This is a genomic window from Rhizobacter sp. AJA081-3 (assembly GCF_017795745.1).
Classification (GTDB): Bacteria; Pseudomonadota; Gammaproteobacteria; order Burkholderiales; family Burkholderiaceae_C; genus Piscinibacter.
In genome coordinates this window covers 4700837-4712725 of sequence record NZ_CP059067.1, presented here as the reverse complement: position 1 = coordinate 4712725, position 11889 = coordinate 4700837, and the positions used below count along the sequence as shown (strand labels likewise).

Here is an 11889-nt window from a genome sequence, read left to right as displayed (position 1 = left end):
GATCCCGTCCCGGCCTGCGGGTCAGGTCGGGGTCGGCGTCGGTGTGCCGGCCATGCGGTCGTACTTGAGGAAGTACTGTCGCGCGTGGGCCACCAGCTGGTTCTCGCTCGGATGGTCCACCGTCTCGTAGCCGACGATGCGCTTGGCTGTCTCGGCACGGTGCTTCTCGGCGTAGTGCTTGAAGTCGGCCGTGCCGACGCGCGGCCCCGTCACCAGGATTTCCGAGATACCGGCCAGCGCGTCGCAGACTTCGCCGAAGAACTCGTGCTCGGTGCGCACTGCGCTGCCGTGCTGGGCGGTGTGGTGGCTGTGCGCCTTCACCTTCTGCGCCTGCACATGCTCGGCGTCGAACTGCAGGATCTGCGCGGTCTTGTGATCGAGCCAGACCACGGCGTGGAGGAATGTCATGGGGGGTTCCCTTCGTCGATGGGTGCTGCCGCCGCAATGTGGGCGGCGAGTCGAAGTCCATCGTCGCAGCTCGCGCCGCCGCGTCGATTGACGGTGGTCAACCGGGCACGAGGGCGGTGCACAATGCCCTGTCACGACCGCCACGTCCGCGCATGCCCACTGTCGCCGTCGCCCTGTTCGACACGCCGATCGGCGCGTGCGGGCTGGCCTGGGGGCCGGCTGGCATCACCGGATTGCTGCTGCCGGCCGCCACCCCGCAGCGAACGCTCGCCAGCCTGCGCCGCCGCCATCCCGAGGCGATCGAGGGTGCGCCGCCGCCAGGCGTGCAACAGGCCATCGGGCGCATCGTCGCACTCTTGAACGGGAAGCCCGACGACCTGATCGATCTGCAGCTCGACATGGCCGGCGTTCCCGGTTTCCATCGCCGCGTCTACGAGGCCGCGCGCCGCATCGGTCCCGGCCACACCCGCACCTATGGTGAACTGGCCGACGCGCTCGGCGAGCCGGGCGCCGCTCGCGCGGTCGGCCAGGCGCTGGGCGCCAACCCCTTCGCCGTCATCGTCCCCTGCCACCGTGTGCTCGCATCCGGCGGTCGCGGCGGCGGCTTCTCGGCGCCGGGTGGCGTCGACACCAAGCTGCGCCTGCTCGAGATCGAGCGCGCGCGCATCGGCAGCCAACCCTCGCTCTTCGATGCCGCCTCCTAGAATCCGCGGCCAAGGCGCAACGCCTGCCCCATGAACCTCGGCATCGACCTCCTCCCACCGCAGTGCGACGTACTCGTCGTCGGTGCCGGCCCGGCCGGCAGCGCCGCCGCCATCATGCTGGCGCGCTCCGGCGCGGACGTGGTGCTGGTCGACCACCACGCCTTCCCGCGCGAAAAGGTCTGCGGCGACGGCCTCATCCCCGATGCGCACCGCGCGCTGCGCCGCCTCGGCGTGCTCGACGAGGTGATGGCGCAGGCGCAACCTGTCACGCATGCCTGCCTCGTCGCGTCGCGCGGGGGCCGGGTCGATCTGCCCGGCACGCTGGCGGTGCTGCCACGCCGCGAACTCGACGACATCGTCTGCCGCGCCGCGGTGCGCGCCGGTGCGCGCATGCACGCGCCGGTGCGCTTTGTCGCGCCGCTGGAGGCGCAGGGCGTGGTGGTCGGTGCGCGCCTGGCGCACGGCGAATCCACCCGCGAGATCCGCTGCCGCTGGCTGCTGCTGGCCACCGGCGCGGTGCCGCAGGCGCTGATGGCCGCCGGCATGGCCTTGCGCCAGTCACCCAGTGGCGTCGCGCTGCGCGGCTACCTGAAGAACGAGTCGATGCAGGGGCGCATCGACAAGATCGAGGTCGTCTGGCACCGCGCCGTGGCGCCGGGCTACGGCTGGATCTTCCCGTGCCGCGACGGCGTCTTCAACATCGGCGTGGGCGTGTTCGACGGCCGGGACACCAACCTGCGCACGCTGTTCGATGCCTTCACGCGTGCCTACCCGAATGCGCGCGACCTGATGGCCGGCGGCCGCTGGGTCGGGCCGCTCAAGGGCGCGCCGCTGCGCACCTCGCTCGAAGGCGCGCGCTTCTCGCGCCCCGGCCTGCTGGTGACCGGCGAGGCCGCCGGCAGCACCTATGCCTTCACCGGTGAAGGCATAGGCAAGGCGATGGAGACCGGCATGCTCGCCGCCGAGGCCGTGCTGGCTGGGCGCGGCAGCGACGACGCTGCGGTGCGCGCCGACTACGAGGCGCGCCTGGCGGCGCTCAAGCCGCGCTTCGCGCTGTACGAGCGTGCCAACAGCATCAACCGCCATCCCTGGCTGGTCGACATGGTGATCTGGCGGGGCCGGCGCAGCCCGCGCCTGCTGCGGCGCATGAGCGGCGTGCTCGACGAGACCAGCAATCCGGGACAGCTGTTCACGGCCAAGGGTGTCTACCGGCTCTTTACAGAGTAGGGCGCCGCCATGTGCCAGCTGCTCGGACTGAACGCCAACACGCCGACCGACGTGGTGTTCAGCTTCACCGGCTTCGCCACGCGCGCGCAGGAACACAAGGACGGCTTCGGCATCGCCTTCTTCGAGGGCAACGGCGCGCGGCTGTTCGTCGATGCGCAGAGCGCACGCCTGTCGCCAGTGGCCGAGATGGTGCGGCGCTATCCGATCCGCAGCGAGAACGTCATCGCCCACATCCGCAAGGCCACGCAGGGACGCGTGGCGCTGGAGAACACGCACCCGTTCCAGCGCGAGCTGTGGGGACGCTACTGGGTGTTCGCGCACAACGGCGACCTGAAAGGCTACGCGCCGCGGCTGCACGGCAGCTTCCGCCCGGTGGGCGACACCGACAGCGAGCGGGCCTTCTGCTGGCTGATGCAGGAGCTCGCCAAGGCGCATGCGTCGGTGCCGACGGTCGAAGAACTCAGCGCCACGCTGCGCGAGCTGGTGCCGTCCGTGGCCGCCTTCGGAACCTTCAACTTCATGCTCAGCAACGGGCAGGCGCTGTGGGCGCACTGCTCGACCCAGCTTCACTACCTGCAACGCGAGCACCCGTTTCGCGCCGCGCGGCTGGCCGACGAGGACCTGAGCGTCGACTTCGCCGACCTCACCACGCCGAGCGACCGCGTCGCGGTCATCGTCACCGAGCCGCTGACGCGCGACGAACCCTGGACGGCGCTCGCGCCCGGCGAACTCGCCGTGTTCCGCGACGGCCGCCGCACCGACCTTCCCCGATCGACAACCCCGCCCACGCCATGACCCTGCCTGCCACGCCCACCCCGAGTTTCGACGTCTTCCTGAAGTACGACGCGCTGACCCGGCTGCTCTTCGACTATGCCGACGCCCACCCGACGCTGGTGTCGGTGGACTCCATCGGCAAGAGCCACGAGGGCCGCGACATATGGGTCGCCACCGTCACCAACATCGCCACCGGCGTGGCCGCCGACAAGCCGGCCTTCTGGGCCGACGGCAACATCCACGCCGCCGAGCTCACGGCGAGCACCGCGGTGCTGTACTTCCTGCACCAGCTGTGCAGCGGCTACGGCACCGCGACGGAAGAGGGCCGGCAGATCACCCAGCTGCTCGATACCCGCACGATCTACCTGTGCCCGCGGCTGAATCCCGACGGTGCCGAGCTCGCACTGGCCGACCGCCCGCGGCACATCCGTTCGTCGACCCGCCGCTATCCCTTCGACGAGGAGCCGGTCGAGGGCCTGACGATGGAAGACGTCGACGGCGACGGGCGCATCCTGTCCATGCGCATCCCCGACCCGCACGGCGCCTACAAGAAGTGCGAGCAGGACCCGCGCCTGATGGTGGCGCGCGAGCCCGGCGAGTTCGGCGGCGAGTATTACCGGCTCATGCCCGAGGGCACGCTGAAGAACTGGGATGGCCTGACCGTGAAGGTCAACAAGGACGTCGAGGGCCTGGACCTGAACCGCAATTTCCCGGCCTTCTGGCGGCAGGAGTTCGAGCAGGTCGGCGCCGGCCCCTACCCGACGAGCGAGCCCGAGGTGCGCGCGATGGTCGACTTCGTCGTCGCGCACCCAAACATCGGCGCGGGCATCAGCTATCACACGCACAGCGGCGTGATCCTGCGGCCCATGGGCACGCACAGCGACGACGACATGATCCCGGAGGACCTGTGGTCCTACAAGCGCTTCAGCGCCATGGGCGAGAAGCTCACCGGCTACCCGGCCATCAGCATCTGGCACGACTTCAAGTACCACCCGAAGGAGACCATCGGCGGCACGCAGGACTGGCTCTACGAGCATCTCGGTGCGTTGTTCTGGGTGGTGGAGATCTGGTCGCCCAACCAGGCCGCGGACATCAAGGACTACAAGTGGATCGACTGGTTCCGCGAGCACCCGGTGGAAGACGACCTCAAGCTGCTGAAGTGGAGCGACGAACAGTGCGGTGGCCAGGCGCACGTCGACTGGCAGCCGTTCCAGCACCCGCAGCTCGGCGCGGTCGAGATCGGCGGCTGGGACAAGATGAACTACTGGCGCAACCCGCCGCCGCACCTGCGCGAGCGCGAGGCGGCCCGTTTCCCGAAGTGGATGATGCAGGTCGCGCTGAGCCTGCCGAAACTCGAACTGCTGCGCACCGAAGTGCGCGCGCTCGGCCCCGACACCTGGCGCGTGCGTTTGGCCGTGGCCAACAGCGGCTGGCTGCCGGCCTACGTCAGCCAGCGCGCGCTGCAACGCAAGATCGTGCGCGGCGTGATGTTCGAGATCGTGCTGCCTCCCAACGATCCGAGCATCACGCTGGTCAGCGGCAAGGAGCGCATGGAGGGCCCGCAGCTCGAGGGCCATGCGCCGAAGAACTCGCTGATCGCCTTCCTGCCCAGCCGCGAGGTGACGGCCGATCGTGCCGTGGCCGAGTGGGTGGTGCGCGCCCCGAAGGGCACACGCCTCGCATTGACCGCACGCGCCGATCGCGCAGGGGCTGTACGCACTGAAGTCAGTCTTGACTGACCATTAAATGGGTAGAAGTTACGGATGTGATTTCGTCGGGCCACGAAGACCGCGAATTACTTCCGACACCGCTCACTTCATGCTCCCTAGGATGACGACACGGAAACAGATGGATACGTCCAGTGCCATCTGACCGCCAAATCAACGAGGGCAGGCCCACGTCGCCTGCGGGAGCTGAAGATGTCCAAGATCATGCCGTTCATCGTGATCATCGAGCGACGGGCGCGCGATGTGAAAACCTGGCTGGCCCTGATGTGGCTTCTGCTCCTGGCTTTCGTGCTGGCGCTGCCCGTGAATGCCCAGCCGGTGTCCGAGCGCTCGCGCAACAAGGTGGCGCGCGACATGGACAGCGAGTTGAGCACGACCCGCGCGCCGCGCGAGAAGTGGGCCCGCGACGTGCGCGGCGTGCGCCACGTGCAAGCCATCGTCGTCAGTGACTCGGCCGACCCGGAAATGCGCGACCTGCGCGCCCAGGTGCTTCGCCTGGGCGGCTCGGTGCATGCGGTGCATGCCGCGATGCACGCGATCACCATCCAGATCCCGGCGCAGCGACTGAACGCGCTGTCGCAGCGCGACGACGTCGTGAGCATCACGCCGAACCGCACGCTGCATCGCACGCTGAGCACGCTCGAGAGCATCTCCGGCGCGCTCACGACGCGCGGCCGCAGCTATTCGGGCCCGACCAGCTACACCGGTGTCGACGGCAGCGGCGTGGGCATCGCCGTTCTCGACTCCGGCATCATGAAGTCGCACCGTGCGTTCGACGGCACCTGGGGCACCCGGGTCAAGCGCAACGTCACGATGCTCAACACCAACCTGGCCAACTGGACGACGGGTGTGGACGCGAGCACCTCGCTGGCGCCGGGCAGTCTGGCGCTGAACAGCTACGAGGCGGCCGTCAACAACGACTACGCCGCGACGCTGGACGGCTACGGCCACGGCACGCACGTGGCGTCGGTGGCCGCCGGCCGCGGCTTCGGCTTCTACGCCGCGCCCGACCACACCGGCATCGCGCCGGGCGCCGACATCTACGACGTCAAGGTGCTCAACGACGCCGGCATCGGCACGCTCAGCGACGCGCTCGAAGGCATGCAGTGGGTGATCTACCACGCCCGCGAATACAACATTCGCGTCATCAACCTGAGCCTCGCGGCGCAGTCGACGCAGAGCTGGTTCTACGACCCGCTGTGCGTGGCCGCGCGCAGCGCCACGGCCGCCGGCATCACCGTGGTGGTGGCGGCGGGCAACTTCGGCAAGGCCGCCACTGGCAAGGAAGTGTTCGGTGCCGTCAGCTCGCCGGGCAACGACCCGTCGGTGATCACCGTGGGCGCGGTCAACTACAAGGGAACGGTCGCGCGCCAGGACGACAGCGTGGCCATGTTCAGCTCGCGCGGCCCGACGCGCGGCGGTTACGTCGATGCCGCCGGCGTGCGCCGCGTCGACAACCTGATCAAGCCCGACCTGGTGGCACCCGGCAACAAGGTCCTCGGTGCCGCGTCGACCACCGGCGCCGGCTCCTGGAACAACCTGGCTTCGTGGTTCTACAACGACCTGATCGCGCCGACCAACTCAGGTCAGTACTACTACGAGACGGTCATGATGATGAGCGGCACCTCGATTGCCGCCCCCGCCGTCGCCGGTGCCGCAGCGCTGCTGCTGCAGGCCAACCCGGGGCTGACGCCGCCGATGGTCAAGGCCATCCTGCAGTACACCGCGCAGCCGCTGCCGGGCGCCAGCCTGGCGCACCAGGGCGCTGGCCTCTTGAACATCGACGGCGCGCTGGCCCTGGCCCGCGCCATCCGCCCGGACGTGTCCAGCGCCATCGCCGCCGGCACCTTGTCCGCGGGCGCCAACCTGCTCGCCGCCGGCCAGGTGATGCCGGCGCGCACGTCGAGCGTCAACGGCAGCGCGTTCAACTGGTCGCGCATCGTCTTCCTGGGCGGCAACCGCGTGCTCAGCGGCGACGCCCTGTTCACCAAGTACCAGCCGATCTGGGACCCGCGCATCACCTGGGCCAGTGGCCGCGTGCGCCTGCGACAGCCGGCTTACTGGGGCGCCACGCTGCTGACTCCGGGCAATACCTTCGTCAAGTCGTTCAGTGACACGGTGCCGGCCAACCAGAGCCTGGTGACCGCGGGCGTGGTCAACGCCACGTCGCTGACCGGCGCCACGTCGCTGACCGGCAAGACCGGCCTGTTCATCCCGACGCCGACGCTGTCGAGCTGGCTGGTCAGCGGCAGCGGCACGGTGCTCGGCAGCGGTGTGGTGATCAGCGAAGGCATCGTGATCAGCGAGGGCGTGGTGATCAGCGAGGGCCTGGTGATCAGCGAAGGCCTGGTGATCAGCGAGGGCCTGGTGATCAGCGAAGGCCTGGTGATCAGCGAGGGGGTCGTGATCAGCGAATCCGGCGTGCCGCTGATCAACTACGACACCAGCAAGGCCACCACGGGCGAGAACTGACATGAACAGCAGCGCCGTCGCCCAGACCAGCAACCCGTGGTCGCGCCTGCACGGCGCGCTGATGCCCGACTACAACCGAAAGGCCACCGCGTACTGGTGGACGATGGTGGCGATCGGCCTGGTGACGCTGCTGCACTGCGCGGGTCAGGTGGCGCAGCTTCCGCGTGTGGCGCTGCTGCAGGTGCTCGCCGGCGCGGCCATCGCGACGTTCGCGGGCTTCTTCCCGGTGCGCATCCCGCGCTCCAAGAACTCCTTCGCCGCCGGCGAGATCTTCATCTTTCTCGTGCTGCTGCTGCACGGCCCGGCGGCCGCGTCGCTGGCCGCCGTCGGCAGGCCTGGTCACCCCAAGCGCTGGACCAGCCGCAACCAGCCGGCGGCGGTGTCGTCGATTCCTGGCCGGCTCGCTGCTACAGATGGGCGTGGACATGCTTCGCTCGCGCGGCTGGTACAACGACGGCCTGCTGATGACGGCGGCGATGCTGTTCTCCATCGCCTACTTCGTGCTCAACACGCTGCTGGCCACGCTGGTCATCCACCTCAAGCGCAACCAGCCGATGGTGCTGCGCGAGGTGGTCAGCAACTTCGGCTGGGTGGCGATGGCCTATGCGGGCAGCGCCTCGGTGGCCGGACTGCTGTTCCTCACCGTGGGCCAGTCCGGCCCCGGCGTGCTGATGGCGGTGGTGCCGATCGTCGGCATGCTGCTGACCACGCTGCACTTCTTCTTCCGCCAGCAGGAGGCCGACGAGGCCATGCGCCGCGGACGCGTCGAGGCCGCCGAGCGCGAGGCCGCACAGTCGGCGCTGCACGTGCAGGCACTCGAAGTCAGCGAGCAGCGCTTCCACAGCGCCTTCACGCATGCGTCGATCGGCATGGCGCTGGTTTCCACCGACGGCCAGGTCCGCCAGGTCAACCGTGCGCTGATCGGCCTGCTCGGCGCGGACGAGAGCGCGATGGTCGGCCAGCCTCTCGAGGCGCTGTTCCACGAGGGCGACGCCGAGACCTTTGCCTCGTTGCTCGCCCGCGTGCAGCGACGCGAGGTCGATGCCATCAACGTCGAGCTGCGTTGCCGACACAGCGACGGCAGCGACGTGTGGGTGGCGCTGGACGGCAGCTTCTTCGACAACCCGAGCGCCGAAGCCTCCAACCTGATCGTGCAGATGCAGGACATCACCGCCCGGCGCAGCGCCGAAGCCCGCCTGCAGCACATCGCCTTCCACGACAGCCTGACCGGCCTGCCCAACCGCTCGCGCTTCCACGAGCACATGGCCCGCGCGATCGAGCGCGTCAAGGCCGAGCCGCAGCGTCGCTTCGCGGTCATGTTCCTGGACTTCGACCGCTTCAAGCTGATCAACGACAGCATGGGCCACAGCGCCGGCGATGCCTTCCTGATCCAGGTGGCGCGGCGCATCCGCGACAACGTGCGCCCCGGCGACGTGGTCGCGCGCCTGGGCGGCGACGAGTTCGCCGTGCTCTGCGAGGACCTGGAGCGCGAGGCGCACGCGGTGACGCTGGCCGAGCGCCTGCAGCTCGTGCTCGGCGAGCCGCTGCAGATCTCCGGCACCGAGATCTCCACCAGCGCGAGCATCGGCATCACCTTCAGCACCATCGGCTACCAGCTGCCCGAAGAGGTGCTGCGCGATGCCGACATCGCGATGTACCGCGCCAAGGCCGCCGGCAAGGCTCGCCATGCCCTGTTCGACGCAGGCCTGCATCAGCAGGTGACCGACCGCGTGCGCCTGGAGGGCGAACTGCGCCGTGCCGTCGAGGCCGGCCACCTGTCGGTCGCCTACCAGCCGCTGTTCAACCTGGCCTCCGGCAAGCTGACCGGCTTCGAGGCGCTGGCTCGCTGGCAGCACCCGGTGCAGGGCCTCATCAGCCCGGCGGTGTTCATCCCGATCGCGGAAGAGACCGCGCTGATCGGCCCGCTCACCGACTTCATCCTCGACTCCGCCTGCCGCCAGCTCAAGCTGTGGCAATCGCGCAGCGCCGCCTTCGCCGAACTGTCGATACAAGTCAACGTCTCGGGCAACGACATCGCACACAGCGCCTTCGCGCAGCGCGTGACGCGGGCCATCGTCTCGGCGCGCCTGCAGCCGAACCATCTGACGCTGGAACTGACCGAGAACGTGCTGATGGATCGCGTCGACGGCGCCGTCGACACCTTGACGCGCCTGCGCGACCTGGGCGTGGGCCTGTCGATCGACGACTTCGGCACCGGCTACTCGTCGCTGAGCTACCTGTCCACGCTGCCGATCGACAGCCTGAAGATCGACGCCTCGTTCGTGCGCGGCATGCGCAACGGCTCGAAGGAGGCGGAGGTGGTTCGCGCCATCGTCACGCTCGGCGCGTCGCTGGGCAAGTCGGTGATCGCCGAGGGCATCGAGACTGAGTCTCAGTTCGACCAGCTGCGCGGCATGGGCTGCGAATCCGGCCAGGGTTACCACCTCTCGCGGCCGCTGGCGGTCGAGAACGTCGAGCTGCTGCTCGACCGCATCGAGACCGAGCGCTGGACGGTGCAGCACGGGCAGGCACCTCGCCCGGTGCTGCACCACTGACGACGCGTCTCAGCCGCCCAGTTCGCGGCTGGACGCCACGCGCGAGACCACCGGCGCGTCGCCGAACGCCTCGCGCCAGGCGCGCCTGGGTAGAAACGTGCGCAGCTGATCGATGGCGCGCTCCAGCAGCCGCGGGTCCAGCGTGTGGCCGATGTCGGGCAGCACGTCGGCTGTCACGTCGCCGCCGAGTGCGACCAGGCGCCGCGCAGCCTCGATCGCCGGCCCCGGCGGCACCACCTGATCGGCCATGCCGTGCAGCAGGTGCACGCAGGTGTCCTGCGGCGCATGAGCGGGCAGGGTCGCATGGCGGCCCGAAAACGCGAGCACGCGCCCGGCCAGTGCCGGCTCGGCCTGTACCGCCTCCAGCGCCATGATCGCGCCCTGCGAGAAGCCGATCAGCGCGGTGCGCGGCCAGTCGATCGCGAAGCGCAGCTGCAGCGCGCGCACCGTGGCCACGAACTGAGGCAGCGCCGCGGCGACGCGTGCCGGCCGGGTCTCCTCGTCGATGCCGCCGATCGAGAACCACTGGCGCCCGCCGCCACCCGGCGCGGCATCGAAGTCATCGGGCGCGTCGATGCACAGCACCGCGGCCTGCGGGTACTCCTGCGCCAGGCGCATCGCCAGCGGCGCCATGGCGTCGGCGTTCGCGCCCACGCCGTGGAAGAGGAGAAACAGCAATTCGGGCTCGCCGTTCTCGGGCAGGCGGGCCAGGACAGAGGTGCTCATGACGACTTCCTTTCGAAGCCGACAGTGTCTCGCGCCAGCGGCCCGCGGCCATGCGCCTTGCGTGAACGCTGTGCCCGAAGCGGCTGAACGCAGTGGCGCGGGTAGAATCGCCACGCGCTCTCGTCATTGGGGAGTAGCCGCCCCGCAGCCGCGCTGCGGGGGCTGCCGTCAACACACTTGGCCCGCAGGCCATGGCGTCAGCAACCTCCGGTTTGGCAAGACCTTTGACCACACAGCTTCCGCCAGCGGCCGGGGAGGCCGTGCGGTCATGTGGTTTGTCCTCCGGCCCGGAGCATCATCTTGGAAGCATTCCTCGTCTCGACCGGCATCGTCGCCCTGGGTGAAATGGGCGACAAGACGCAGTTGCTCGCGCTGCTGCTGGCCGCGAAGTTCCGCCGCCCCGTCCCGATCGTGCTGGGCATCCTCGTGGCCACGCTGATCAACCATGCGCTGGCCGGTGCCGTGGGCGACTGGATCGCCCGCGCGCTCGGCCCCGACGTTCTGCGCTGGGTGATCGGCGGCTCGTTCATCGCCATGGCGGCGTGGATGCTGATCCCCGACAAGATCGACGAGGCCGAAGGCGGCCACCAGCGCTTCGGCGTGTTCGGCACCACGGTGATCGCGTTTTTCATCGCCGAGATGGGCGACAAGACGCAGATCGCCACCGTGGCGCTCGCCGCGCGCTACACCGATCTCGTGGCCGTGGTGGCCGGCACCACGCTGGGCATGATGATCGCCAACGTGCCGGCGGTGCTGCTCGGCGACGTGGTGGCCAAGAAGGTGTCGATGACGCTGGTGCACGGCATCGCTGCAGCGATCTTCGCGGTGCTGGGCGTGCTCACGCTGCTGAACGTCGGCAAGTTGTTCTGATGCCGATCCGGGCTTGAAGACTCGGTAAGTCACGCGAGCAACCGGCGGCTTGCGGCCCTTTGCGGTCTTCGGGGGTCTGCTTTGCGTGCGACGGGCATGGTCGCAGGTCGACGGCGGTACCCGCGTTCTCCGGCCCACGCTCGCGCTCGGCCACTGCGAGCCGCAACCGCGGCCGCATCAACACCTGGTTTGCCATGCCCTCGCCAGGGCGACCGCGAATGGGGCCTGCGCCCGCGGGCACCACCGCCGCCCTGCCGGCATCAGCGGTGGCCTGCCGTCATGAGGGCCTCAGTGCTTGTGGGGCAGGTGGTTCGGGTGTGCGATCGCAGGCCCCATTCGCGGTCGCCCAGGCGGTGGCAGGACGAAGTTGGTGTTGAGGAGGCATGCGAGGCGAGTCTCGGTGGTCGCCCGCGAGCGTGGGCCGGA

The 11889-nt window shown here is 69.4% G+C and carries 10 protein-coding genes and 1 riboswitch; of the genes, 7 read left to right on the top strand and 3 right to left on the bottom strand.

The window, feature by feature from the left end:
• Positions 1-21: 21 nt before the first annotated feature.
• Positions 22-408, bottom strand: coding sequence for a hypothetical protein (locus HZ992_RS22340; RefSeq protein WP_209383986.1), 387 nt, complete (start codon positions 406-408; stop codon positions 22-24).
• A 152-nt stretch (positions 409-560) separates the two neighbouring features.
• On the opposite strand from HZ992_RS22340, the gene HZ992_RS22335 reads away from it, so the two are divergent.
• From HZ992_RS22335 to HZ992_RS22315, 5 genes are all read left to right on the top strand, one after another.
• Entirely contained in the window at positions 561-1112 is a 552-nt protein-coding gene (locus tag HZ992_RS22335) for a methylated-DNA--[protein]-cysteine S-methyltransferase (protein ID WP_209383985.1), read from the top strand.
• Between the two features lie 30 nt (positions 1113-1142).
• Positions 1143-2339, top strand: coding sequence for an NAD(P)/FAD-dependent oxidoreductase (locus HZ992_RS22330; RefSeq protein WP_209383984.1), 1197 nt, complete (start codon positions 1143-1145; stop codon positions 2337-2339).
• 9 nt (positions 2340-2348) lie between these two features.
• On the top strand, positions 2349-3134 hold the full coding sequence (locus tag HZ992_RS22325) for a class II glutamine amidotransferase (RefSeq protein ID WP_209383983.1): 786 nt from the start codon (positions 2349-2351) through the stop codon (positions 3132-3134).
• Positions 3131-4852, top strand: a complete 1722-nt coding sequence (locus HZ992_RS22320; protein WP_245213193.1) for a M14 family metallopeptidase — start codon at positions 3131-3133, stop codon at positions 4850-4852. The genes HZ992_RS22325 and HZ992_RS22320 overlap by 4 nt, the downstream gene beginning before the upstream one ends.
• Positions 4853-5032: 180 nt before the next feature.
• Positions 5033-7312: a S8 family serine peptidase gene (locus HZ992_RS22315; RefSeq protein WP_209383982.1), complete on the top strand. Its 2280-nt coding sequence runs from the start codon at positions 5033-5035 to the stop codon at positions 7310-7312.
• A 144-nt stretch (positions 7313-7456) separates the two neighbouring features.
• Here the strand turns inward: HZ992_RS22315 and HZ992_RS25995 are convergent, their stop codons facing one another.
• Complete coding sequence (locus HZ992_RS25995) at positions 7457-7588, bottom strand: hypothetical protein (RefSeq protein ID WP_256440732.1); 132 nt, start codon at positions 7586-7588, stop codon at positions 7457-7459.
• A gap of 149 nt (positions 7589-7737) precedes the next feature.
• Here HZ992_RS25995 and HZ992_RS22310 point away from each other — a divergent pair, with 149 nt between their 5' ends.
• Complete coding sequence (locus HZ992_RS22310; protein ID WP_209383981.1) at positions 7738-9867, top strand: putative bifunctional diguanylate cyclase/phosphodiesterase; 2130 nt, start codon at positions 7738-7740, stop codon at positions 9865-9867.
• 9 nt (positions 9868-9876) lie between these two features.
• Here HZ992_RS22310 and ypfH read toward each other — a convergent pair whose 3' ends face one another.
• Positions 9877-10593: an esterase gene (gene ypfH / locus HZ992_RS22305; RefSeq protein WP_209383980.1), complete on the bottom strand. Its 717-nt coding sequence runs from the start codon at positions 10591-10593 to the stop codon at positions 9877-9879.
• A 116-nt stretch (positions 10594-10709) separates the two neighbouring features.
• Positions 10710-10889: riboswitch (yybP-ykoY riboswitch) on the top strand.
• A gap of 4 nt (positions 10890-10893) precedes the next feature.
• On the opposite strand from ypfH, the gene HZ992_RS22300 reads away from it, so the two are divergent.
• Positions 10894-11463, top strand: coding sequence for a TMEM165/GDT1 family protein (locus HZ992_RS22300; RefSeq protein ID WP_209383979.1), 570 nt, complete (start codon positions 10894-10896; stop codon positions 11461-11463).
• Positions 11464-11889 lie beyond the last annotated feature (426 nt).

What these genes read in the sequence shown, in the direction of transcription:
- ypfH (WP_209383980.1), bottom strand. Translation starts at nt 10,593, where the DNA reads ATGAGCACCTCTGTCCTGGCCCGCCTGCCCGAGAACGGCGAGCCCGAA.
- HZ992_RS22330 (WP_209383984.1), top strand. Translation starts at nt 1,143, where the DNA reads ATGAACCTCGGCATCGACCTCCTCCCACCGCAGTGCGACGTACTCGTC.
- HZ992_RS22340 (WP_209383986.1), bottom strand. Translation starts at nt 408, where the DNA reads ATGACATTCCTCCACGCCGTGGTCTGGCTCGATCACAAGACCGCGCAG.
- HZ992_RS22320 (WP_245213193.1), top strand. Translation starts at nt 3,131, where the DNA reads ATGACCCTGCCTGCCACGCCCACCCCGAGTTTCGACGTCTTCCTGAAG.
- HZ992_RS22335 (WP_209383985.1), top strand. Translation starts at nt 561, where the DNA reads ATGCCCACTGTCGCCGTCGCCCTGTTCGACACGCCGATCGGCGCGTGC.
- HZ992_RS22315 (WP_209383982.1), top strand. Translation starts at nt 5,033, where the DNA reads ATGTCCAAGATCATGCCGTTCATCGTGATCATCGAGCGACGGGCGCGC.
- HZ992_RS22325 (WP_209383983.1), top strand. Translation starts at nt 2,349, where the DNA reads ATGTGCCAGCTGCTCGGACTGAACGCCAACACGCCGACCGACGTGGTG.
- HZ992_RS25995 (WP_256440732.1), bottom strand. Translation starts at nt 7,588, where the DNA reads ATGAAGATCTCGCCGGCGGCGAAGGAGTTCTTGGAGCGCGGGATGCGC.
- HZ992_RS22310 (WP_209383981.1), top strand. Translation starts at nt 7,738, where the DNA reads ATGCTTCGCTCGCGCGGCTGGTACAACGACGGCCTGCTGATGACGGCG.